Source organism: Sorangium sp. So ce426, assembly GCF_051475585.1.
GTDB lineage: Bacteria > Myxococcota_A > Polyangia > Polyangiales > Polyangiaceae > Sorangium > Sorangium cellulosum_B.
Window position 1 is genome coordinate 6665805 of sequence record NZ_CP150341.1, and the last position, 25333, is coordinate 6691137.

Genomic DNA, 25333 nt, shown 5'->3' on the forward strand with positions numbered 1-25333 from the left:
TCATCGATCGGCGGTGTCGCTCGGTCGGGCAGCCGAGCCTGGCTGGGACCCGGGGGCGGCCACGCGGGCCGCCGCGACGCGGCGCAGGCAGTCTTCCTGATGGGTCCGGGCCAGGGCTTCTGGCAGACGGAGAAGCTCTATCCGCCGCTCGATCGGCATGCAGTAGGTCGTCGCGGCCCACAACTTCGGGTCATCGACGCCGTGGAGCGGCTCCAGATCGGTCCACACCCGGACGGCCCTGTCATCCGACGCGCTGATGATGCGCATGCCGTCGGGGCTGAACGCTACGCTGTTGACCGGAGACTCGGAGCCGCGAAGAACCAACGGCTCGCCAGTACCATCGGAATTCCATACCCGTACCGTTCCGTCCTGGGACCCGGTGACAACGCGCTTGCCATCAGGGCTGAACGCCACCCCCAGAACCCAGTGTTCATGACCACGAAGAACCACCGGGGCACCGGCTCCATCCGCTTTCCATAGGCGCGCCGTCTTGTCCCAGGAGGCCGTAGCGATGCGCTCGCCATCGGGGCTGAACGCCACCCAGTAGACGACATCCTCGTGACCGCGAAGGATCAGCGGCTCACCTTCGCCATCCGCGTTCCACACCCGTACCGTCTTGTCGAAGGACACGGTGACGATGCGCTTGCCGTCGGGGCTGAACGCCGCTGAATAGAGCTGAGCCTCGTGACCGCGAAGGACCACTGGATCGCCGGTGCCATCCGCGTTCCACACACGCGCCGTCCTGTCCCACGACGCCGTGACGATGCGCTCGCCATCGGGGCTGAACGCTGCGGAACAGACCTGAGCCTCGTGACCGCGAAGGACCACTGGATCGCCGGTGCCATCCGCGTTCCACACACGTGCCGTCCTGTCCCACGACGCCGTGACGATGCGCTTGTCATCAGGGCTGAACGCGACCGAATGGACCGCGTCCCTGTGACCGCGAAGGACCACGGGCGCGCCGGTGCCATCCGCGTTCCACACGCGCGCGGTCCTGTCCTCGGGCGCCGTCACGATGTGCCCGCCGTCGTGGCTGAACGCCACCGAAGCGATCGGCTCCTTGTCACGGAGAAGGACCAGCGGCTCGCCCGTGCCATCCGCGCTCCACACGCGCACGGTGTTGTCGTACGATGCGGTCGCGATGCGCTCGCCGTCGGGGCTGAACGCCGCCCAGACGGCATCCTGGTGACCACGAATGACAAGGGGCTCGCCCGTCCCGTCGGCCTTCCACACCCGCGCCGTCTTGTCCCTGGACCCGGTGACGATGCGCCGGCCATCGGGGCTGAATACCGCCGAATAGACCGGCGCCTCGTGACCCCGGAGGACCAGCGGCTCGCCCGTCCCATCGGCCTTCCACACACGCGCGGTCTTGTCCGACGACGCCGTGACGAGTTGCTTGCCATCGGGGCTGAACGCCACCCCCTGAACCTCGTGCTCATGGCCGCGAAGAACCACTGGCTCGCCGGTGCCATCCGCGCTCCACACGCGCGCGGTGTGGTCGTACGATCCGGTCGCGATGCGCTTGCCGTCAGGGCTGAATGCCACCGCATAGACCGGAGCGTCGTGCCCCCGGAGGACCAGCGGCTCGCCCGTCCCATCGGCCTTCCGCACACGTACGGTCCTGTCGTGGGACGCGCTGGCGATGCGCTGGCCATCGGGGCTGAACGCCGCCGAATTGACCCGCCCCCCATGGTCCCGGAGGACCAGCGGCTCGCCCGTCCCATCGGCCTTCCACACACGTACGGTCCCGTCCCATGACGCCGTGACGATCCACCTTCCATCAGGGCTGAACGCCGCGGAGCTGACCCCGTTCTCATGACCTCGGAGGACCAGCGGCTCGCCCGTGCCATCGGCCTTCCACACGCGCGCGTTCATGTCCAACGACGCGGTGACGATGTATCTGCCGTCGGGGCTGAAGCTCGCGCCCATGACGCCGCCTGGATGGGTGAGCACCGCCCGAGCGACCCAGCTGTGCAGCGCCCCGCGCGCCACGACGGCCCACCCTCGCGGCACGTCGGGCGCCTCGACCTCGCGCAATATCGAGAGCGCGGTCGTGGGGTCGGCCTGCAGCTCGCGCGCCGCGGCCATGCGGGTGGCGTTGCGCGCTTGCAGGGCTTCGGCCTGTGCACGGGCCGTTTCCTGGTCGGCGCGCGCGGCTTGCTGCTCGGCGCGCCTGGCTTGCCGGTCGGCGCTGATCGCGAGATAGGACACCATCAGCGCGATCGCGGTGAGCGTCGCGATCACGCCCATGGCGATCCGCCGCCGCACACGCCGCGCGCGCTCGGCGAGGGCCACGACGGCAAGGAGATAGCGCTCCTCGCGCTGGCCAAGCCCGGAGCGCCACTCGGCGCCCTGCTCGGCGCGGCGGCGCTCACGCCACGCTCGCGCCTCGTGCGCCGCACGATCGCGCCAGAGCAGCCCCTCGGCGTGACCGCTCGCCTCCCATTGCTGGGCCGCGGCGCGCAGCCGGGCAAGGAACTGCGCGTCTTGCTCGCTCTCGGCGAGCCACTGCCGGAGCTTTGCCCACCTCTCGATCAACGACTCGTGAACCAGCTCCACCGTCGTGCCCTCGCGTTCGCCGCCGGCCTCGGTGAGCAGCAGCCGCGCCCCGGCCAGGTGCTGGACCACCTGCGCGATCGCCTCACCGGCGTGGTCTTCGCCGTCCTGTGCGAGCTCACACAGCTCGTCCAGGCTGACCACCGCGCGCGTGCGCTCGGGCGTGACAAGGCGTACGAGCACCGCCCGAGCCAGCCGCTGCTCGCGCACCGGCAGCGCCGAGAGCACCGCGTCCGCATGCGCGGACAGCGCCCCGGCCACGCCGCCGAGCTGCTCGTAGCTGTCCCGGGTGAGCAGCCGGCGCGCGCGGTCCCGCGCCTCCCACAGCTTCGCGGCAGTGAATTGCAAGAGCGGCAAGGGGCTCCGCGTGCTGTCCAGCGTGTCCAGCATGTGCTCGACCATCTCGGCGGTCTCGAAGCGAAGACCGGCCGCGTCGAGCGGCCTCATCAGGGCTTCACGCAAGCCTTCGCGCCCCATGGGCGGCAGCAACGAGAGACCACGCGTCACGTGGGTCATGAACTCGTAGTCATCGGCGACGCGGTCGAGGAAGTCCGAGCGGATGGCGAGCAGGACCCGCAGGGGCGACGAGGCGTCGTCGGCCGCGCCCTCCAGACAGGCGACGAACGCCGCCCGTTCCTCGCGGCTCGCGCCGAGCGTGTACAGCTCCTCGAACTGATCGACGAAGAGCAGGACATGGTGCCTCGTCCCCTGACGGCGGCAGCGCGCGCGCAGCCGCGCGCCCAGGTAGCCCGGCTGCGCGCTCAAGGTGGCGACGAGCCCACCGTTCCCGGTGAGCTCGACCGGGCCCGCCGGCGCGCCCGCGCGCTCGGACTCGGCCACCTGCGCGAGCACATCGACGAGCGCCGCCATCGGGTGGCGCCCAGGGCGCAGGGTGAACGTCTCCCAGCGGTCGCTGGAGCGCTTCAACGCCGGGATCACCCCCGCGCGCACGAACGACGACTTGCCTGCCCCGGAGGGGCCGGCGACCGTGACGAGCGGCTGGTAGCGCAGCCGCGCCGTCAAGGCGGTCACGTCCCGATCGCGGCCGAAGAAGCGCGCGGCGTCCGACTCCTGGAACGCGGAGAGCCCCGCGAACGGACAGTCGTCCTCGCCGAGCCCGGGCGCCTTGCGACCGGGCAGCAGCGCCTCGAGCTCGGCGAGCAGCTCCCTGGCCGAGCCGATGCGCTCGTCCTTCCGCTTCTTCAGGCACCGGTCGACGAGGGCGCCCAGCGCGCCCGCATCAGGGCGCCGCGCGCCGACGCGCGGCATGGGAACATCGAAGCTCACGATGTCCGCGAGCCGCTCGATCTGCGATGGGTCGAGCGGGTGCGCCCCCGTGAGCAGCGTGTACAGGAGGATGCCCACGGCCCAGAGGTCGCTGCGCGCGTCCACGTCCTCACTCAGCAGTTGCTCGGGGGACATGTAGGACGGCGTTCCGACGAGCGCGCTCCGAAAGCTCTGTTCATCCTCTCCCGGGAGCTCCCCCCGCGCCTCCGTGAGCGTCGACAGCAGCTTGGCATCGAGTTGCTTGGCGATCCCGAAGTCGACCACCTTGATGCACCCTGCGTCGTCGATGAGGATGTTCTCCGGCTTGAGATCGCGGTGCACGATCCCGAGCTCGTGCGCGCACACCAGCGCGCGGACCACCGGGATCATCAGCTCGACAACCAGCCCGACCGGCATCGGGCCCGGCGCGCCGGAGCGCTCGCGCTCGGCTCGCCACTGGCTCAGCGTCCGACCCTTGATGTACTCGAGCACGAGGTACGGGTGTCCACGGAGCTCGTCCACCTCGTGGATCACCACGATGTTCTCGTGCCGGCAGCTCGCCGTGGCGCGCGCCTCGGCGAGAAAGCGCTCGATCCCCTGCCCGCTGTACTCGAGCAGCAGCTTGATCGCGACGAGGCGCCCGAGCTTCGTGTCCCGGGCCAGGTACACGATGCTCATGCCGCCTTGCCCCAGCTCGCGGATGATCTCGTAATGCTTGATCGTCCCGCCGACCTCCACGAGCGTCGAGCCCTGAGCGCGGTACGCCATCGTCGCGCCCGCCAGCGTCGTCGACGCCGGCGATGGCCGGACCGCGGTCTCTTGCGCTCGGTCCTCGGGCACTCGGCCGACCACGTCCTCCGCGCGCGCGAGCTCGGGGAGCACGAGCGTGCGCGCCGCCTCTTCACCAGGAGCGCTGCGCGAGACGAGAGAGCTCGACGGCGCGTCGGGCTCGACGCTCAGGCAGCCTTGCTGCCTATCCTTGCTCGACGGCATCGTCCCCCCGCCCCGTCCGGCATCGCCGCTCTGGATGCCCGGGCGGCTCTCTTCCCCACAATCTCAGTTCGCTCGACGTTCCAGCGATTTCCGTGCAATGGTCTTGTTGGTTGTGGTACCCTGTTATTGCAGTCGCACCTCGGGTGAGCAACCTGACCGCCGGGCAGACCGCGACCTTGCGCTGCGTGCCGACCCGCCCTGGCAGCATGTACGACGCGGGGGAACAGCGCTCGTCATCGGTCGGGCGTGCCGCGTGGTCCGACGGCCGAGTCCAGCCGAGTTCAAGGAGCAGCCGCGCGGGCTGCGTCGACCCGGCGCAGACAGGCCTGCTGGTGGGCTCGAGCGGTGGCCTTGGGCACGCGGAAGAGCTCAATCCTCCGCTCGACGGGCATGCAGAAGGTCGTCGCAGTCCACAGCTTCGGGTCATCGACGCCGTGGAGCGGCTCGAGGTCGGTCCATACCCGCACGGCGTTATCGTCCGACGCCGTGACGATTCGCTTACCATCCGGGCTGAACGCCGCCGAATTGACTGGTGAATCGGATCCGTGCAGGACCAGAGGCTCCCCCGTGCCATCGGCACTCCATATCCGCGCCGTCCTGTCCTGAGACGCGGTGACGACGTGCTTGCCGTCGGCGCTGAACGCCGCCCCCAGGACCCAGTGCCCGTGCCCCCGCAGGATCAGGGGCTCGCCCGTACCTTCGGCGTTCCACACCCGCGCGGTCTTGTCCCACGACGCCGTGACGATGCGCTTGCCATCGGGGCTGAACGCCGCCCACATGATCGGAGCCTCGTGCCCCTGGAGGACCAGGGCCGCGCCCGTACCGTCGGCATTCCATACCCGCACCGTCTTGTCGTGGGAGGCGGTAGCGATGCGCTTGCCGTCGGGGCTGAATGCGGCCGAATTGACGCGACCATCGTGCCCCCGCAGGACCAGGGGCTCACCCGTACCGTCGGCATTCCATACCCGCGCGGTCTTATCCCAGGACGCGGTGACGATGCGCTTACCGTCGGGGCTGAACGCCGCCGAGACGACCTCGCGCACGTGTCCCCGAAGGATCAGCGGCTCGCCCGTGCCGTCGGCGTTCCACACACGCGCCGTCTTGTCCCACGATGCCGTGATGATACGCGTGCCGTCGGCGCTGAATGCCGCGGAGAAGACCTCGTGCTCGTGCCCCCGAAGGACCAGCGGCTCGCCCGTACCGTCGGCGTTCCACACACGCGCCGTCCTGTCAGACGATGCGGAGACGATGCGCTTGGCATCGGCGCTGAATGCTGCCGAATAGACCCCAAGTTCATGGCCAAGAAAGGCCAGGGGCCCAACCGTACTCTCGGCATTCCACACCCGTACAGTCTCGTCCCACGACGCCGTGATGATGCGCTTGCCATCGGCGCTGAATGCCGCCGAACAGAGCCCATCCTGATGACCGCGAAGAATCAGGGGCTCGCCCGTGCCGTCGGCATTCCACACCCGTCCCGTCTTGTCCCACGACGCCGTGACGATGCGCTTGCCGTCGGGGCTGAACGCTGCGCTCCATACCCCTCCCTCGTGGCCGCGAAGGATCAGGGGCTCCCCCGCACCATCGGTATTCCACACCCGTGCCGTCTTGTCCCACGACGCCGTGACGATGCGCTTGCCGTCGGCGCTGAACGCTGCGCTCCATACCCCTCCCTCGTGGCCGCGAAGGATCAGGGGCTCCCCCGCACCATCGGTATTCCACACCCGTGCCGTCTTGTCCCACGACGCCGTGACGATGCGCTTGCCGTCGGCGCTGAACGCCGCTGAGTAGACCTCCTGCTCGTGCCCCCGAAGGACCAGCGGCTCGCCTGTGCCATCGGCGTTCCACACCCGCGCGGTCTTGTCCGCGGACGCAGTGACGATGCGTTTGCCATCCGGATCGAACGCGGCAGACTGGACCCGCTGCTCGTGCCCCCGAAGGACCAGCGGCTCGCCTGTGCCATCGGCATTCCACACCCGCGCGGTCTTGTCCGAGGACGCGGTGACGATGCGCCTGCCATCGGGGCTGAACGCCGCGCTCCGGACCCCAGCCTCGTGACCACGAAGGACCAGGGGCTCGCCCGTGCCGTCGGCGTTCCACACCCGCGCAGTGTTGTCCCACGACACCGTGACGATGCGCCTGCCATCGGGGCTAAGCGCCGCCGAATGGAGCCCATCCGAATGCGTGAGGACCGCAAGAGCGACCCGGCCGTGCAGCGCCCACCGCGCAAGGCCTGCCCACCCTCGCGGGACATCGGGCGGCTCGACCTCCCGCAATATCGCGAGGACGGTCGTGGGATCGGATTGAAGCTCGCGCGCCGTCGCCATGCGGGTGGCGTTGCGCGCATCTCGGGCTTCGGCCTGCGCACGGGCCGTTTCCTGGTCGGCGCGAACCGCGAGGTACGACAGCATGAGCGCAATCGCGCCGAGCGTCGCGATGACGCCCATGGCGAGCCGCCGCCGCAGGCACTGCGCGCGCTCGGCCAGAGCCACGACGGCCAAGAGATAGCGCTCTTCCCGCCTGCCGAGCCCTGCGTGCCACTCCGCGCCCTGCGCGGCGCGCCGGCGCTCGCGCCACGCTCTAGCCTCCTCCGCCGCGCGGTCGCGCCAGAGCAGCCCTTCGGCGCGGCCGCTCGCCTCCCACTGCTGCGCCGAGGCGCGCAGCCGGGCCAGGAACTGCGCGTCTTGCTCGCTCTCTGCAAGCCACTGCCCGAGCTTTGCCCACCGTTCGATCAAGGACTCGTGGACCAGCTCCACGGTCGTTCCCTCACGCTCGCCGCTGGTCTCGATGAGCAGCAAGCGCGCTGCGGCCAAGTGCTGGACCACCTGCGCGATCGCCTCGCCAGTGCCCCCGTCGGCGTCCTGAGCAAGCTCGCGGAGTTCATCCAAGCTCACCAGTGCGCGCGTTCGCTCGGGCGTAACCAGACGCACGAGCACCGCCCGGGCCAGCCGCTGCTCGCGCATCGGCAGCGCCGAGAGCACCGCATCCGCGTGAGCAGACAGGGCACCGGCCACGCCGCCCAGCTTCACGTAGCTGTCTCGCGTCAGCAGCCGGCGCTCGCGATCCCGCGCTTCCCACAGTTTCGCGGCCGTGAATTGCAGAAGTGCCAAGGGGCTCCGCGTGCTCTCCAGCGTGCCCAGCATCTCCTCGACCATCTCCGCAGTCTCGAAGCGATGACCGGTCGCCTCGATCGGCCTCGTCAACGCGTCACGCAGACCCTCGCGCCCCATGGGTGGCAGAACCGAGAGCCCACGGGCCACGTCAGTCATTTGGGGGTGGTCCCCGGCCATGCGATCAAGAAAATCCGAGCGAATCGCGAGGAGGACGCGCAGGGGCGATGACGCGTCGTCGGCCGCGCCTTCCAAACAGGCCACGAACGCAGCCCGTTCCTCTGGCGCGACGCCGAGCGTGAAGAGTTCCTCGAACTGATCGACGAAGAGCAGGACATGGTGCCTCGTCCCCTCACGGCGACAGCACGCCCGCAACCGAGCACCCAGATGGCCCGGCTGCGCGCGCAAGGTGGCGATGGTGCCCTCGTTCTCGGCGACCTCGGACTCGGCCACCTGCACGAGCACATCGACGAGGGCCGCCAGCGGCCGGCGCCCCGGCCGCACGACGAACGTCTCCCACCGCTCGCTGCCGCGCTTCAACGCAGGGATCACCCCCGCGCGCACGAACGACGACTTGCCCGCCCCGGAGGGGCCGGCAACCGTCACGAGCGGCTGGTATCGAAGCCGCGCTGTCATGGCGGCGACATCGCGATCGCGACCGAAGAAGCGCCCGGCGTCCGACTCCTGGAACGCAGACAGCCCCGCGAACGGACTCTCTCCTTCACCCAGCTCGGGGGCCTTTCGACCGGGCAGCAGCGCCTCCAGCTCCCCGAGCAGCTCCTTGGCCGAGCCGATGCGCTCGTGTTTCCGCTTCTTCAGGCAGCGGTCGACGAGGGCGCCGAGCGCACCCGCGTCCGGACGCCGCGCGCTCACGCGCGGCATCGGGACGTCCAAGTTCACGATGTCCGCGAGCCGCGCGACCGAGAACGGGTCGAGCGGGTGCGCCCCCACGAGCAGCGTGTACAGCAGGATGCCCACGGCCCAGAGGTCGCTGCGAGGATCGATGTCCCCGCCCAGCAATTGCTCGGGCGACATGTACGCCGGCGTGCCGATGATCGCGCTTCGATAGCCCTGACCACCGCCTCCCTCGAGCGCCGCACGCACCCCCGTAATCGTCGATATCATCTGGACATCGAGCTGCTTGGCAATCCCGAAGTCGAGCACCTTGATGCTCCCTGCATCGTCGATGAGGATGTTCTCCGGCTTCAGATCGCGGTGCACGATCCCGAGCTCGTGCGCGCACACCAGCGCGCGAACCACAGGGATCATCAGCTCCACCACCTGGCCGGGTGACATCGGGCCGGTCGGCCCTATCGCAGCGAGCGGCCCCGGCGCGCTCGGGTGCTCGCGCCGAGCCAGCCATTCGCTCAGCGTGCGGCCCTTGATGTACTCCAGCACCAGGTACGGGTATCCACGGATCTCGTCCACCTCGTGAATGACGACGATGTTCTCGTGACGGCAGCGCGCCGTGGCCCGCGCCTCGGCCAGGAAGCGCTCGCTCCCCTGCCCGCTGTACTCGCTCAGCAGCTTGATCGCGACGAGGCGCCCCAGCTTCGTATCCCGCGCCAGGTACACGATCCCCATGCCGCCCCGGCCCAGCTTGCGGATGATCTCGTAGTGCTTGATCGTACCGCCGACGTCCGCCAGCGCAGAGCCCGGAGCGCGCTCCGCCACCGTCGCTCCCGCCAGCGCCCTCGCATCCTGCGCTGGCAGGAGCGCGGCCTCCTGCGCCTGCTCCTCGGGCATAGGGTCTCCCGCGGCCTCCGTGGGCGCCACGCCGGCGATACCGAGCGTGCACACGGCCTCTTCAACAGAAGCGCTGATCGAGCTCCGGTGGTCCGGCTGTCGCCGCACCAGAACCTCAGAATCTCCGCTCGTGTCCTCTCCTCTCGCTCCTCTCGGCTCCCGCCCCTCCCACCCGCTGCCCTCCACACCGGCCGCACGTCCGGGCACGAGCTCGAAGACGGCATAGAGCCGCCCCTCGCCAGCGTGCCCCCAGTCGATGGGCCAGCCGATGCGGGGGTGGTGGAGCCGCGTGCAACAACGCATCTCCCGCAGGAATCGCGCCAGGCCACGCCGCACCAGATGCGCGCCAGCTCCGTCCGGCGCCATGCCCAGGATCTGAACGACGATCGGCTGACCGCTCTCGATCAGCCGCCCCTTGTAGATCGCCGCTCGGCGGCTCGCCCGGAAGCATGACAAGATCTCGTAGCGGCCCTGGAACACCACCCCTGGCGCGAGTGTCCGCCGGCTCATCCTGGCTCCTCGACTCGCCGTCGCCTCGCTCGCCAGCTTCAGGCGCAACATCCTCACCCCGAATCGACAAGCAGCGATCCGGACGGCCGGGCTTGTCCCGCCTGTCTGACGAGAGAGCTCGACACCGTACCCGATCCCATGCTCAGGCAGCCTCGCTGCCTGTCCTCAATGATCTATAGCATCCGCCCCCACGCATCGCCCGACATCGACGCTCCGGACGTCTCTACGGCTCTCTTTCCGACAATCTCCGGCCCGCCGCCGCTCTCGCGCATTCCTCGCGAGACGCAGCATGGACCTGCGAGCAGCGCCAGAGCCCGCTGCTTCCTCGACGCGCTCACGCGCTCGACGCAGCGACGCTCGTCATCGGCCGGCCGTGCCGCGCAGCCGGCCCCCCGAATCCGCCTGCCCCCTCGGCGCGGCCGCGCGAACCGCGGCGACCTGCCGCAGACAGGCCTCCTGGCTCGCCCGGGCGGCCGACTCGGGCACACGAAGGAGCTCGATCCTCCGCTCGACAGGCATGCAGTAGGTCGTCGCCGTCCACAGCTTCGGATCATCGACGCCGCGGAGCGGCTCGAGGTCGGTCCACACCCGCGCGACCTTGTCGTCGGACCCGGTGACGATGCGCTTGCCATCGGGGCTGTACGCCACCGCGTTGACGGACGCATCGGACCCGCGCAGCACCAGGGGCTCGCCCGTGCCGTCGGCGTTCCATATCCGCGTCGTCTTGTCGTCGGACGCGGTCACGACATACTTGCCATCCGGGCTGAACACCGCAGCATTGACCAGGTGCTCATGACCACGCAGGACCACGGGCTTGCCTGTGCCGTCGGCGTTCCACACCCGCACCGTCTTGTCCCACGACGCCGTGACGATCCGCTCGCCATCCGGGCTGAACGCCGCCGATACGACCCAACGATCGTGCCCTCGCAGGACCACGGGCTCGCCCGTGCCATCGGCGTTCCACACACGCGCCGTGTTGTCATACGAGGCGGTGACGATGCGCTCGCCGTCGGGGCTGAACGCCGCCGAACGCACCCTGTCCGCGTGACCACGGAGCGTCACGGGCTCTCCAGACCCGTCGGCGCTCCACACACGCGCCGTCTTGTCAAAGGACGCCGTGACGATGCGCTCGCCGTCAGGGCTGAACGCCGCGGAGCGAACCCGGTCCGCATGACCACGGATCACCAGCGGTTCGCCCGAGCCGTCGGCGTTCCACACCCGCGCCGTCTTGTCGTCGGACGCGGTGAGGATGCGCTTGCCATCCGGGCTGAACGCCGCCGAGAACACCTCCCCCTCGTGGCCACGGAGGATCACGGGCGCTCCCGCGACCTCGGCGTTCCACACCCGCGCCGTCCTGTCCCACGACGCCGTGACGATGCGCTTGCCATCCGGGCTGAACGCCGCCGAGGAGACCGAATCGTCATGACCACGGAGGCTGAGGGGCTCACCCGTGCTCTCGGCGTTCCACACCCGCGCCGTCTTGTCATAAGACGCCGTGACGATGCGCCTGCTGTCGGCGCTGAACACCGCAGAATAGACCCGATCCTGGTGGCCGCGCAGGGTCCGAGGCTCCCCCGACCCATCGGCGTTCCACACCCGCGCCGTCTTGTCCCACGACGCCGTGACGATCCGCTCGCCATCCGGGCTGAACGCCGCCGAGTAGACGACATCCTCGTGGCCGCGCAGGATCCGGGGCTCGCCCGACCCATCGGCGTTCCACACCCGCGCCGTCTTGTCCCACGACGCCGTGACGACGCGCTTGCCATCCGGGCTGAACGCCGCCGAGTAGACGGCATCCTCGTGACCGGGCAGGACGACCGGCTCACCCGTGCCATCCGCCTTCCACACCCGCGCGGTCCGGTCGAACGACGATGTCACGATGCGCCCGCCGTCGAGGCTGAACGCCGCGAAATAGACCGGCTCCGCATGACCCCGAAGGACGGCGAGCTCGCCCGTGCCATCCGCCCTCCACACCCGCGCGGTCCGGTCGAACGACGCCGTCACGATGCGCCCGCCATCGGGGCTGAACGCCGCCGAATAGACCCCGTCCTCGTGACCGCGGAGGACGAGCGGCTCGCCCGCACCCGCCGTGCGCCACACCCGCGCGGTCCTGTCGTCCGACGCCGTCACGATGCGCTCGCCGTCGGGGCTGAACGCCACCGAGTTGATCGGCGCGTCGTGGCCACGAAGGACCAGCGGCTCGCCCGTGCCGTCCGCGTTCCACACCCGCACGGCCCTGTCCGCGCAGATCGTCGCGATGTGCTTGCCGTCGGGGCTGAACGCCGCCCGGATGACGAAATCCGGGTGGGTGAGCACCACGCGCGCGACCCAGCTGTGCAGCGCCCAGCGCGCGAGGGTGGCCCACCCGCGCGGCACCTCGGGCGGCTCGACCTCCCGCAAGAGCGCCAGCACCGTCGTGGGATCGGATTGCAGCTCGCGCGCCGCGGCCATGCGGGTGGCGTTGCGCGCCAGGAGCGCGTCCGCCTGCGCGCGGATCGCCAGGTACGACACCATGACCGCGAACGCGCTGAGCGTCGCGATCACGCCCACGGCGAACTGCCGTCGCAAGCGCCGCGCGCGCTCGGCGAGCTCCACGACGGCCAGCAAATAGCGCTCCTCGCGCTTGCTCAGCCCCGCTCGCCCGTCGGCGCCCTGCGCGGCGCGCCGGCGCTCGTACCATGCCCTCGCGTCCTGGGCCGCGCGGTCGCGCCAGAGCAGCCCCTCGGCCCAGCCGCTCGCCTCCCACTGCTGCGCCGAGGCGCGCAGCCGGGCCAGGAACTGCGCGTCTTGCTCGCCCTCGGCGAGCCACTGCCGGAGCTTGGGCCACCGCTCGATCAGCGACTCATGCACCAGCTCCACCGTCGTGCCCTCGCGCTCGCCCCCGGTCTCGATCAGCAGCAGCCGCGCGCCGGCCAGGTGCTGGACCACCTGATCGATCGCCTCGCCCGCAGGACCCCTGCCGTTCTGCGCCACCCCATGGAGCTCCTCCAGGCTGACCACCGCGCGCGTGCGCTCGGGCGTGACCAGGCGCACGAGCACCGCGCGGGCCAGCCGCTGCTCGCGCACCGGCAGCGCCGAGAGCACCGCGTCCGCGTGCGCGGACAGGGCGCCCGCCACGCCGCCCAGCCTCTCGTAGCTGTCTCGCGTCAGCAGCCGGTGCTCGCGATCCCGCGCCTCCCACAGCTTCGCGGCCGTGAACTGCAAGAGCGGCAGCGGGCTCCGCGTGCTCTCCAGCGTGCCCAGCATGTCCTCGATCATCTCGGCCGTCTCGAAGCGATGACCGGCCGCCTCCAGCGGCCTCGTCAGCGCGTCGCGCAGCCCGTCGCGCCCCATCGGCGGCAGCAGCGACAGACCGCGCGTCACGTCGATCACGAAATCGTGATCATCGGCCATGTGATCGAGGAAATCCGAGCGGACGGCGAGCAGCACACGCAGGGGTGATGACGCGTCGTCGGCCACGCCTTCCAGGCAGGCCACGAACGCGGCCCGCTCCTCGCGGCTGGCGCCGAGCGTGTACAGCTCCTCGAACTGATCGACGAAGAGCAGGACATGGTGCCTCGTCCCCTCGCGGCGGCAGCGCGCGCGCAGCCGGGCGCCCAGGTGCCCCGGCTGCGCGCGCAGCGTGGCCACGATCCCGTCGTGGTCGGCGAGCTCGGCCGACCCGGACCCCGCGCTGGCCACCTCGGACTCGGCCACCTGCACGAGCACATCGACGAGCGCCGACAGCGGCCGGCGCCCCGGCCGCACGATGAACGTCTCCCACCGCTCGCTGCCGCGCTTCAACGCAGGGATCACCCCCGCGCGCACGAACGACGACTTGCCCGCCCCCGACGGCCCGACGACCGTGAGGAGCGGCTGGTAGCGCAGCCGCGTCGTCGTGGCGGCGATCTGGCGATCGCGCCCGAAGAAGCGCGCCGCGTCCGACTCCTGGAACGCGGACAGCCCCGCGAACGGGCTCTCGTCGTCGCCCAGCTCGAGCGCCTTTCGGCCGGGCAGCAGCGCCTCCAGCTCCGCGAGCAGCTCCTTGGCCGAGCCGATGCGCTCGTGCTTGCGCTTCTTCAGGCACCGATCGACAAGGTCGCCGAGCGCGCCCACGTCCGGCCGCCGCGCGCTCACGCGCGGCATGGGGAGATCGAGCTTCACGATGTCCGCGAGCCGCGCGACCGAGAACGGGTCGAGCGGATGCGCCCCCACGAGCAGCGTGTACAGGAGGATGCCCACGGCCCAGAGGTCGCTGCGAGGATCGATGTCCCCGCCCAGCAATTGCTCGGGCGACATGTAGGCCGGCGTGCCGATGAGCCCGCTCCGGTGGCCGTCGACGTGGCCTCGCGCGAGCGTCGCCTGCGTGCCCGTGAGCGTCGACATCACCCTGGCGTCGAGCTGCTTGGCGATCCCGAAGTCGAGCACCTTGATGCTCCCCGCGTCGTCGATGAGGATGTTCTCGGGCTTCAGATCGCGGTGCACGATCCCGAGCTCGTGCGCGCACACCAGCGCGCGAACCACAGGGATCATCAGCTCCACCACCTGGCCGGGCGGCATCGGGCCGGACGGCCCTATCGCGGCGAGCGGCCCTGGCGCGCTCGGGTGCTCGCGCTGGGTCAGCCATTCGCTCAGCGTGCGGCCCTTGATGTACTCGAGCACCAGGTACGGGTGTCCGCGGATCTCGTCCACCTCGTGGATCACAACGATGTTCTCGTGACGGCAGCGCGCCGTGGCCCGCGCCTCGTCCAGGAAGCGCTCGTTTCCTTGTCCGCTGAACTCGAGCAGCAGCTTGATCGCCACGAGGCGCCCGAGCTTGGTGTCGCGGGCCAGGTACACGATCCCCATGCCGCCCCGGCCCAGCTTGCGGATGATCTCGTAATGCTTGATCGTGCCGCCGACGTCCGGCAGCGCGGAGCCCGGACCGCGCCCCGTCGGCGCCGCTCCCCCCGCCGCGGTTGCGCCGTGCGCGTCGAGCGCGTCGTGTACCGACGGCGCTGCGGCCTCGCGCGCTCGCTCCTCGGGCGTCACGCCGGCCGACGCCTCCGTGGGGGCCAGGCCGGCGAGCGCGAGCGTGGTCTCGGCCGGTTCGCCACGCTCGCCGCGCATTCCGCTCGATCCCGACCGGTCCGGCTGTCTCTGCTCCTGGGCCTCGGCGTCGCGGCGCGGGGTCTCCTTGAGCTCGAGCGTCGCCTGCGGCAGGGTCGCGCCGAGCGCGTGTTGCTGCAGGTCGTCCTGCGAGGGCATCACCTCCTGCAGGGTGTGTCCCGGCATGAGCTCGAAGACGGTATAGAGCCGCCCCTCGCCGGCGTGCCCCCAGTCGACGGGCCGGACGATCGGAGCGTGGTGGAGCCGCGTGCCAGAGCGCATCTCCCGCAGGAACCGCGAGATGGAGCGCCGCGCAGGGTGCCTGCGGTCTCCCTCGCGAGGCAGACGGAGAATCTGGAGGACGATCGGCCGACCGCCCCCGATGCGCCGGCCCCTGTAAACGACCGTTCGGCCGCTCGCTCGGCAGCAGGACAGGATCTCATAGCGACCCTGGAACACCGTCCCTGGCGCGAGGGTCTCGCGGCTCATCCTGGCCCCTCCGATCGCTGCCACGCCCGCGCGGCGGCTCCGGGTGAAACGTCCCCACCCCCTGTCGACACGCAACGCTCCCGAATGTCGAGCTCGTCGCGCCGCTCTGGCGAGAGAACCCGACGGCGTACCCGGACCGATGCTCAAGCAGCCAACCGTCGCTGCCTGTTGGGAGGTTCTATAGCATACCCCCCCACATCGTCCGGTGTCGGCGCCTCGGATGCGTCAGCCCCTCTCCTTCGCACCAGCGCTCCCGTCGTTCTCCTCCTGTTCTTCCGCCATTTCGAGCCGCTCGGCATTGCGGCAATTCCCAGGTGCCGAGACCTGGCATACGAGGAGCCGGCCTGAGGCTCAGGCGACGAGCCCGGTCATCGCTCGGGTGAGGAGCCCAGTCATCGCTCAGGTGAGGAGCCCAGTCATCGCTCAGAATCAGGCGAGGAGCCGGGCTGTGGCTCGGACGACGAGCCCAGTCGACGGGGCGAGTCTCTCTTGCAGCGCGGCCGCCCGCACGCAGCCGTGCCCGCGCCGTGCGGGACGTTCCGCCGGGGCCCTCGGAGCGCGATCTTTTGCTGGATCCCGCAAACCATTGCGGAAGAGAGCAAGCGGTTGCGTAGCCGCCTCCGCGGCCTGGCGCCGCGCGGGCTCCCATCTCCCACCCTCTGTGCGGCCTGCGCGCGGGATCTGCGCTGGCAGCGCGGGCGCCGCGGGCGCCGGTCCGGCATCGCGGCGGCCGGAGAGCGTCAGCCGACCGGCGGCTCCGCGCCGGTGACCTCGCCGTCGGCGCCCTCGTCCTCGTCGAGCGACACCTCCTCCTCGATCACCTCTCCGGCGGCCGCCGTGCGCCTCACGGCCGTGAGGCCGAGCTGGATCTGCGCCTTCACCGGGAAGACCTGCCGCAGCGTCGTCGCCCAGTCGTTGAACCAGCCCCGCAGGCCCTCGATCCCCTCCCGTTGCTCCCGCCAGGCCCTCGCCAGCTCGGCCGCCGGCACCCGGGGCGGCTGCGCCTGCGCCCCGGCGCCGGCCTCGAGCTTCGCCAGCAGATCGCGCACCTGCTGCACCTTCGCCTCGGTCAGCCCGCGCGCCGCGAGCACCTTGTGGACCTTCTTCGCGTCGCCATCGCTGTTCCTGGCGAGCCCCTCGAGGCGGCGGAGGTACGTCCCGACCGACATGGTCACCGTCGACCCGAGCGGCTGCGGCTCCAGGTGCTTGAAGAACGCGGCCTCGAAGCCGTCGCGCCGCTCGCGCGGCACCACGCGGCGGATGATCGCGCGCGTGCGCGGGAACCACGTGTTCTCGAAGACGTCGACCTCCCGGAGCAGCTGCATCCGCTCGGCGCCCTCGACGCCTCCGCCGCTCGCGACCTCCGCGAAGAGGTGCTCGAGCGGGCGCTGCTCGCCCGAGGCGAGCTTGAATAGCCGCCACCCCTCGCGGTGCTCGTTTGCCGCGTAGCCCTCGCGACGCGCCCGCGCGATGAACGGCGCGGCCTGGACGTTGACGAGGAACCGGAGAGCGCGACCCAGGAGGTCCTGCTCGGCCGCGGTGAGCGCCAGCGGCAGGGACGCCTCGGAAGGCCCGGACGGCGCGGGCCGCGCTCCCGGGTTCCAGGAAGCGCTCGCGGACTTCGCTTTCGGCATGTCGTTTCTCCTCGCTGGCGCTCGTGGACAGCGCAGGAGCGCTCAGCGGCGTCGGCCGATTGCAAGCTGCGCGCCAGCGGGATGGACGGTCGCCGCGCGTTCGCCACGTTACGCCGCGATTGGACTGCCCACCACGAGGCCGGTCTCCCCCGCTCCCAGGCGAGGAGCCTGATGCAATCGACGATTGGAACGTTTGGAACCGATCTGACGACAGGAAGCATCCCAAGAGTCGGACCTTCCTACCGTCGGCGTGTGTCACGTGTTCTTCGCCCTCACCGTTCGTGAGCAACGGCATCATCACCTGCGCGCCGGCCGCCCTGCGCGAAGGCCTGGGGCTTGCGTCGCCGCCCCCCCCAGGGCACGCTGGACCCATGGGCCATCCCGCCGAGAAGCGCCGACGCGCGACGTACGCCGACCTCGAGGCGGCGCCGCCGAACAAGGTGGCAGAGCTCATCGGCGGCGAGCTTCACCGCTTCCCCCGGCCAGCGCCGCGGCACGCGCGCGCCGCGTCGAGCCTGGGCATCGAGCTCGGCGGTCCCTTCGATCACGGCAAGAACGGCCCGGGCGGCTGGTGGATCCTGGACGCGCCCGAGATCCACTTCCCCGATCCGGCCTCGCCAGGCGACGTGGATGTCGTCGTGCCGGACCTCGCCGGGTGGCGCCGGGAGCGCATGCCCGAGCTCCCCGACACGCCCTACTTCTCGCTCGCTCCGGACTGGATCTGCGAGGTCCTGAGCCCCTCGACCGAGCAGCACGATCGCAAGGAGAAGATGCCCGTCTACGCGCGCGAGGGCGTGCGGCACGTCTGGTTGATCGCGCCCCTCCAGCGGACCCTGGAGATCTTCACGCTCGCCGCGGACCGCAGCTGGGCGCCGATCGCCACCCACCGCGACACCGCGAGCGTCCGCGCCACGCCCTTCCAGGCCATCGAGCTCGATCTCGCCGTGCTCTGGGCGACCTGAACAACTCCCTCATTGTGCAGCCCTTTTCAGCGGGGGAATTGAACAGGGAGGCGAGGAGACGGGGAGTATTTTGAAGATTTCCCTCCCCGTCTCCCCGTCTCCCTGTTCAATTTTCTCGGAGGTACGGCACGAGTCAGAGAGCCCGAGTCAAAGAGCGCGACTCGGAGGGCTTGAGTCCGAGAGCTCGCCGTCCCCGCCCTCGCCGCCGTCCGGCCCCCGGAGCTGCGCCGAGAGCAGGCCGACGAGCTCCTGCGTCGAGAGCTTGCCGGCGGTGTCCTTGCCGCCGAGCACCTGCGCCACGAGCGAGCGCTTCTCCGCGTGCAGCGACAGCATCTTCTCCTCGATCGTCCCGAGCGCCACCAGGCGATAGATGGTGACCGGCCGCCGCTGGCCCAGGCGGTGCGCCCGGTCCGAGGCCTGATCCTCGACCGCGGGGTTCCACCAGGGGTCGAGGTGGATCACGTTGGTGGCCGCCGTGAGGTTGACGCCGAACCCCCCCGCCTTCAGCGAGATCAGAAAGAGCGGCGCCGACCCCTCCTGGAACTCGCGCACCCGCTCGGCCCGGGCCTTCCGGGGCGTCTCGCCGTCGAGGTAGACGTACGCGACGCCGCGCGCCTCGAGCGCCTCGCGCACCAGCGCGAGGTGCGACGTGAACTGGCTGAACACGAGCGCCCGCTGCCCCTCCGCGCACAGCTCCTCGACGAGCCCGAGGAAGCGCGCGAGCTTGGACGAGTCGAGCGTCGAGCGCGCGTCGTAGAGGCGCGGGTGCGACGCGAGCAGCCTGAGCCGCGTGAGCGCCGCCAGCACCTCGACGCGCCGCTCCTGCTGGCGCCGGACCGCCCGGGGCGTCTCGAGGTCGGACAGCGCCGCGAGGCGCGCGTCCTCGTACAGCTGCCACTCGGCGCCCGAGAGCACGACCGGCACGCGCACCTCGGTGCGCGCCGGCAGCTCGGCCTCCACCTGCGCCTTGGTCCGCCGGAGCAGGAACGGGGCGAGCACGCGCGCGAGCGCGGGCCCCGCGGCAGGGTCGATCTGCCGCTCGATCGGCATGGCGTAGCGGTCGCGGAACGCGTCCCAGCCGCCGAGGAGGCCGGGGAAGACGAGCGCGAAGAGGCTCCAGAGCTCGCCGAGGTGGTTCTCGATCGGCGTGCCCGAGAGCGCGAACCTGAAGTCCGCCTTTAGCGCCCTCGCGGCGCGGAAGCGCTGGGTGGTCGCGTTCTTCAGGCTCTGCGCCTCGTCGAAGACGACGGTGGCGAAGCGCCGCGCCGCGAGGCGCGCGGCGTCGCGCACGAGCAGGCCGTAGCTGAGCACCAGCACGTCGCCCCGGCCGAGCCGCGCGAGCGCGTCGTCGCGATCGGCCTCGTCCGCGTAGAGCGTGATGCGGAGAGAGGGCGCGAAGCGCCGCGCCTCGTCCTGCCAGTTGAAGGCCACCGAGGTCGGCGCGACGACGAGCGCCGGCCCGCGCTCGCCGCGCTCGATCAGGACGGCGAGCGCCTGCACCGTCTTGCCGAGGCCCATGTCGTCGGCGAGCACGCCCCCCGCGCCCCAGGCCGCGAGGCGCACGAGCCAGCGATACCCATCGAGCTGGTAAGGGCGGAGCTCACCCGCGAGCGCCGCCGGCGCGGCGGGGCAGAGCTCGCCGGCGGCCACGACCCGCTCGACGAGCCCCCGGAACGCGCCGTCCGCCTCGATCGCGGCGCCGGCCCGCTCGAGCTCCCACAGCACCGCGGCGGCCGAGGGGCCCACCGAGAGGCCGCGCGGGGAGTCGTGGACGTGATCGGCCAGGCGCTCGAGGTGGGCGCGCAGGGCCTCGCCCAGCTCCACGTAGGTGGTGGCCGTGACCTGCACGTAGCGCTCGTGGCGGCGCGCCGAGTCGAGCAGCCGGGCCAGCTCCACGCGCTCCCCCGCGACGCTCAGGCCGCCGAGGGCGCCGAACCACTCGCGCCGCTTCTCGAGGACGACCTTGAGCGCGCGGGGGCCGCCGTCGCCCACGACGCGCAGGGGCTCGCTGACCCACTCGAGCTCCGGGGGCGGCTCGCGCCGCGCGCAGGCCGCGAGCAGATCGAGCGCGCCCTGCGCGCTGGCGAAGCGGTAGTGGAACGGGCGATCCTCGAACGGCTCGGCCCCGGCGAGCGGGAGCGCGGCGGCGAGCGCGTCGGCGAAGTCCTGCTCCCGGCGCAGGTCGCGCACCGCGTGCAGGGCCCGGTCGCCGCGCCGCACGTGGACGTCGCGCGCGCCCGCGCCCGGCACGAGCGGCGGGGCGTCCGCGAGCGGCCGCACGCGCAGCTCGACCTCCACGGCGCCGCGGGGCTGGGCCGTGAGCCGCAGCACCGGGAGCAGCTCCGGCGGGACCGACTCGCCCATCACGCTGCGCGGCATGGCCACGGGCACGCGCAGCGCCCACCGCGAGAGCGCGGCGAGCAGCGCGCCGTGGCTCTCGGGCGGGAAGACGTCGCCCTCGCGCGCGAGCACGTCGAGCAGCGCCCGGATCTCGGCCTTGACGTCGAGCAGCGTGAGCCGCCGCGCGCCCTTGTCCCAGTCCCAGAGGAACAGCACCTCCTCGGGCCGGGCCCGGCGCGCGCGATCGAGCAGCGCAGGGGGCAGCGCCGTACCCTCGACGCCGGCGCTCACGCGCACGGCGCCGTGGCGCTGCTCGGCCACGACGCCCACCGGCGCGCGCTCGATCCGCACGGCGACGTCGGGCGCCTCGTCGACGAAGAGGCGCGGGTGGCCGATGAGCGCGTCGAGCAGCGCCCGCGAGGCGAAGGCGCTGCCCTCGGGCAGGAGGGACGCGATGCGGGCGTCCTCGGGGGAGAGCTTTCCGCCGTGCTCCAGCAGGAGGCGCTTCTTGCCGAGCCGCGCCCCGGCGCCGCGCTGGCCCTTCTTGCCCATCCGGTGGATCCAGGGCGCGACAACGACGCCGGCCGCCTCGACGACGTCCAGCCGGAAGGAGAGCTCGACGCCGCCGCGCGCCCCGGGGCCCTCGTCGAGGGCCCTGTCGAGCGCCAGCAAGGCGCGCTCCCAGGCGGGGCGGCCGAGCTCGCCGAGCGCCTGGAAGAAGGCCGCGCTCGGGGGCTGGCGGAGCCAGAGCAGCGCGGCGTCGATGGCCGCGAGCGCGTGGACGCAGCCGGCCGCGCCGCAGTCGCACTCGGCGCGGAGGGCCCCGGGCGCGAGGGTCAGCCGCGCCTCCGGCCTGACGAAGCCGGCGCCTGCGCGGTGCGCCTCGAAGGGCCGCGGGTCGTCGAGGCGAAAGCCGGGGAGCGCGGCGTCGAACCGCAGCGCGGCGGCCCGGAGCGCCCGCTCGGGGCGCGGGGCCGCCGCGTCCGGCACGCGCGCGCGCAGCTCGCAGAGCCGCTCGTGCGCCGGCAGGGCCCGCGGCTCCTCGGGCGCGCGCAGGAGCGACGGCGCCGCGGCGCGCGCGAGCGCCGCGTCGTCGCGCTCGTCCTCCAGGAAGCGAGCCACGAGGGGCGGCAGGACGTCGCGGAGGCGCGAGGGCGCGAGCCACGCGCGCGCTTCCGCGAGCGACTCGGCGCTCGCGAGGTCGATGAGGCGCCGCCGCGCGCCGAGGAGCTGCAGCTCGGGCCAGAGCGTGGGGTCGACGCGCGGCGCGACCGCCTCGAGGCTCAGCCGAGCCAGGTGCGCGACGCCGTGCTGCGCGAGCCAGGCGAGGAGGGCCGCGCGGGTCTCGAAGGGCGCCGCAGGGGCTACGGGGGGAACGGGGGGGACGGCCTGGGTGTCGCCGGGCATGACGGGCGGCGTAACGTCGTCGGTGCGAGGGCCCGGTTCAAGGGGTTCCGGCGCGCTGGCCCCCGGGAGCGAGCGCGCTGTAGGGTGCGGCGCCGCGCGGCGCGGGTTCGCGTCGCTCGACGAAGGCGAGCTGCGCGAGGCGACGCGCCGGCTCTGCGCCGCGCTGCGCGCCCGACCCGACATCCAGCGTGGCCGTATGACCTTGTGAGCGCGTATCCGTGATTGGCGCTCTGCTGGAGGAGCGCAGTCCAGGATTCCCAGGATCGTATGTTCGCGATACGCTCTGGGCATGCCCCGGTCCCTGACCCCAGCGCGTCGCCCGAAAAGGACACCGACGTGGCTGGGACACAGAGGCGGCACGGAGGTGCTCGATCGTGTTCCATCCTTCCTCGTTCGACTCACAACCTGACTCCCAGAGGAGAGACAGCGCGCGCGGAGTGGTCGCGCTCGCCGATCGGCCGGCGGACTCCCGCCCAGCCTCTTCGCGCCGCTCCGTACGGCTGCGAGGCCGCCTCATCGACGGGCGTTACCAGGTCGATCAGCTGCTCGGTCGCGGCGCGATGGGCGAGGTCTGGCGCGCGCACGACGGCGTCCGGCGCGCCGATGTCGCGCTGAAGTTCCTCACGGTGGCGCGGGGCGGGCGGAACGTCGACGCGATCGAGCGGTTCCGCCTGGAGGCGCGGGTCGCCGCGCAGCTCGGACAGAAGACCCGCGGCGTCGTCGCCGTGCTCGACGCCGGCGAGGACCTGGCGGCGGGCCCGTACATCGTGATGGAGCACGTGCGCGGCAGGTCGCTGCGTCAGCTGCTGGAGGAGCGAGGGACGATCCCCGCCGTCGAGCTCGCGTCGCTGCTGCGGCAGCTGGGAGAGGCGCTGTCGGTGGCGCACGGCCTCGGCGTCGTGCACCGGGACATCAAGCCGTCGAACATCCTTCTTGTGGAGGGGAGCGACGGCCATCTCTGCGCCAAGATCACCGACTTCGGGATCGCCAAGTGGGTCGGCCAGGATCGGCCGGCCGACTTCCGCCGCCGCACCGCGGACGGCGTCGTGCTGGGCACGCCGGCCTACCTGAGCCCGGAGCACACGTGTGACGGCCTGGGCGGCCCGCAGCTCGACATGTGGTCGCTGGCGGTCGTCGCGCACGAGGCGCTGACCGGGCGGCAGCCGTTCCCGGGCCGCAACCTGGCCGCGGTGCTCGCGGCCATCCTGGTCAGCGGGCGCCCCCCGCTGGCCACGTTGTGCCCGGGAGCGCCGCCCGCCCTGGAGGCGTGGTTCGCGCGCGCCTTCGCCATCAGCCCGTCGGAGCGGTTCCCCAGCGTCCAGGCGATGATCTCTGCCTTCGAGGCCGCGGCGGGGGTGCCGGTGGCGCCGCCGGCAGCTCCGCGGAGGCGGCGCTTTCGCGTCGCGGCGGCCGGGGCGGCGCTGGCGCTCGGGATCGCGCTGCCCGCGGCGCTGCTCTGGGGGCCGGCGGGGAGCGACGGCGCGCGCCGCGTGGACGAGGTGGTCCGCGACACGGCGCGCGCGGCCGCCCGGGTCGCGGACGCCGCGCAGGCGATGACGGCGCGCCTGCTGGAACGCCAGGGCACAGCGCCCTGATCGCGGATCTCGCGCCGCGTCCGCCTCGTCAGGACGCGGGCGGGGCCGTCCAGGAGCTCGGGACGGTGGCCGGCTACCTCGCCCAGAGGACCGAGAGATCGAGCTCGATCGCCTCGAAGGGCTCGACGCGGACGCGAGCGGCGTCGCGGTGGACGGCGGCGGGCCCCCACCCCCGACCCGAGGAGAGCGAGAAGACCTCCAACGTCCGCGCGAGCGGGTCGACCAGCCACACGTGCCGCACGCCCTCGCGCGCATAGATCGGCATCTTCTCGTCGCGGTCCACGTCCTCGGTCGAAGGGCTCAGCACCTCACAGACCCAATCCGGGGCGAGCGGGAAGAAAGCTGTCGTCGGCAGCTCGGGCATGCGTTCTCGACGCCAGCCAGCGATGTCCGGTACGACCGCCTCCACCTCACCCGGCACCGCTGGGTCCGGGAAATGCAGTTCGGGCGCGTCCAGGATCCACCAGCCGCCAGGCCCCCCCGTTCCCTGCATCGAACGGACCGCCGAGCTCGATGCCGAGGCGAGACGATGCGCGTGCATGAGGCGGCGCCGGCCTGGGGAACACGTGCAAGGTGCCCGCGATGAGCTCCGCCACCTTGGTCGGCGGGACGGCCTCGAGATCGGCGTACGTCGCGCGGCGCTGCTTGGCGGCGGGCGGGCCCATGGCGGAAGCCTGCCCGGGGACGAGCGGCGCGGCAAGGCGGCGAGGTGCAGGGGTCCGGCGGCGCGCCGGCCGGGGCGCTCATCGACGCGGGGGCACGACGGCGACCGCTAGCGATCACAGCACAAGACGTGTGTGACGCCGCGTTCCAGGGAACCGCTCACGATCTCGGAGTCGGTCGACGGAGCGCACGTTCCAGGCTCGCTCTTCAAGAACACCGAGCGCATCGCCGCAAGCGACGCGCTCGTCGCCCTGGTGCAAACAGGGTTGCTGTGATTGGTGGTGTACTCGGATGCGACCTCGCTGATGCAGTCGGGATCCTGGTACAGCATGACTTCCGCCGTGCAGCTTCCGCCGCTCGGCGCGCCGCAAGAGCACGGAGAGCATTCGCGGGTGTCGTTGAGCATGGGATACTCGAACTTGCGGTCGTAACCCTTCCAGCACTCGCCGTTTTCCTGAGGAGGGTAGCACGTCATGCTGAGCGTCGGTGCGTACCCGGGAGGATCGGACTTGCAGGCCCTGACGAACTGTAGGCTGCCCATCGACGGTTTCGGTACCGGAGACACCGGAGCGCACGGGGCGAGGGTCGACGGCTCGAACGTCACTGTAGCGACGGCGTCTCCCGGGATCGGCTCTTCGGCCGCTGAACAGGAACCGTCCCATGACGCGCCGAAGTCGAGCGTGCCGACGGCGTCCTCGCGAGAACAGACCGACGCGCTGGCGGTCACCTTCGACGGCAGTTCGCACTCGGCCGGCGTACACTCGCAGGGCTCACACTTGTCCTCCGCGCTGAACCCCTCTGCTTCGAAGTACCCTTCCCACGCAAGCTCATCGTTGAACGCCTCGCATTGCTTGAATGCGCCAGCGCCCTCCACGAGGACAAATACTTCCTTGGTCGGATCGGGCTTTGGTAGCTCTGGTGGAAGGTCTATCGAGTAGCACCCGAGCAGTGCGAACACTGCAAGGACAAGTGATGCATTTGATCGCATCGTGGGTACC

Annotated in this window: 8 protein-coding genes and 1 pseudogene; 2 read left to right on the plus strand and 7 right to left on the minus strand. The window is 71.6% G+C overall.

Annotated elements, in window-relative coordinates; translation table 11 throughout:
* The 4 genes from WMF44_RS24745 to WMF44_RS24760 all read right to left on the minus strand — a co-directional run bounded on the left by WMF44_RS24745 (position 1) and on the right by WMF44_RS24760 (position 17368).
* Positions 1 to 4590, minus strand: a complete 4590-nt coding sequence (locus tag WMF44_RS24745; protein ID WP_437301605.1) for an nSTAND1 domain-containing NTPase — start codon at positions 4588 to 4590, stop codon at positions 1 to 3.
* Positions 4591 to 5096: 506 nt separating this feature from the next.
* Positions 5097 to 10229, minus strand: a complete 5133-nt coding sequence (locus WMF44_RS24750; RefSeq protein WP_437292493.1) for an nSTAND1 domain-containing NTPase — start codon at positions 10227 to 10229, stop codon at positions 5097 to 5099.
* A gap of 309 nt (positions 10230 to 10538) precedes the next feature.
* Positions 10539 to 15527: an nSTAND1 domain-containing NTPase gene (locus WMF44_RS24755; protein WP_437292494.1), complete on the minus strand. Its 4989-nt coding sequence runs from the start codon at positions 15525 to 15527 to the stop codon at positions 10539 to 10541.
* A 947-nt stretch (positions 15528 to 16474) separates the two neighbouring features.
* Positions 16475 to 17368, minus strand: coding sequence for a hypothetical protein (locus tag WMF44_RS24760; RefSeq protein ID WP_437292495.1), 894 nt, complete (start codon positions 17366 to 17368; stop codon positions 16475 to 16477).
* Between the two features lie 371 nt (positions 17369 to 17739).
* Between WMF44_RS24760 and WMF44_RS24765 the strand changes: the two genes are divergently transcribed.
* Positions 17740 to 18330 (plus strand): Uma2 family endonuclease, encoded by a 591-nt coding sequence (locus WMF44_RS24765; RefSeq protein ID WP_437292496.1) that lies wholly within the window; start codon positions 17740 to 17742, stop codon positions 18328 to 18330.
* Between the two features lie 147 nt (positions 18331 to 18477).
* On the opposite strand, the gene WMF44_RS24770 is transcribed toward WMF44_RS24765, so the two are convergent.
* A complete protein-coding gene (locus WMF44_RS24770) occupies positions 18478 to 22077 on the minus strand; it encodes a DEAD/DEAH box helicase (protein WP_437292497.1) in 3600 nt (1199 codons plus the stop codon).
* Between the two features lie 374 nt (positions 22078 to 22451).
* Between WMF44_RS24770 and WMF44_RS24775 the strand changes: the two genes are divergently transcribed.
* Positions 22452 to 23672, plus strand: a complete 1221-nt coding sequence (locus WMF44_RS24775; protein WP_437292498.1) for a serine/threonine-protein kinase — start codon at positions 22452 to 22454, stop codon at positions 23670 to 23672.
* 73 nt (positions 23673 to 23745) lie between these two features.
* On the opposite strand, the pseudogene WMF44_RS24780 reads toward WMF44_RS24775, so the two are convergent.
* Positions 23746 to 24337 (minus strand): annotated as a pseudogene (locus WMF44_RS24780) (Uma2 family endonuclease).
* 107 nt (positions 24338 to 24444) lie between these two features.
* Positions 24445 to 25323 carry a hypothetical protein gene (locus tag WMF44_RS24785; protein WP_437292499.1) on the minus strand — a complete coding sequence of 293 codons (879 nt, stop codon included), beginning with the start codon at positions 25321 to 25323 and terminating at the stop codon, positions 24445 to 24447.
* Between the last annotated feature and the right edge of the window lie 10 nt (positions 25324 to 25333).

Bases quoted from the DNA above. Each gene is read 5' to 3' on its own strand.
- WMF44_RS24745 (WP_437301605.1), bottom strand. From the start codon at position 4,590: ATGGCGTACCGCGCTCAGGGCTCGACGCTCGTGGAGGTCGGCGGGACG.
- WMF44_RS24750 (WP_437292493.1), bottom strand. From the start codon at position 10,229: ATGTTGCGCCTGAAGCTGGCGAGCGAGGCGACGGCGAGTCGAGGAGCC.
- WMF44_RS24755 (WP_437292494.1), bottom strand. From the start codon at position 15,527: ATGCGCTCTGGCACGCGGCTCCACCACGCTCCGATCGTCCGGCCCGTC.
- WMF44_RS24760 (WP_437292495.1), bottom strand. From the start codon at position 17,368: ATGCCGAAAGCGAAGTCCGCGAGCGCTTCCTGGAACCCGGGAGCGCGG.
- WMF44_RS24765 (WP_437292496.1), top strand. From the start codon at position 17,740: ATGGGCCATCCCGCCGAGAAGCGCCGACGCGCGACGTACGCCGACCTC.
- WMF44_RS24770 (WP_437292497.1), bottom strand. From the start codon at position 22,077: ATGCCCGGCGACACCCAGGCCGTCCCCCCCGTTCCCCCCGTAGCCCCT.
- WMF44_RS24785 (WP_437292499.1), bottom strand. From the start codon at position 25,323: ATGCGATCAAATGCATCACTTGTCCTTGCAGTGTTCGCACTGCTCGGG.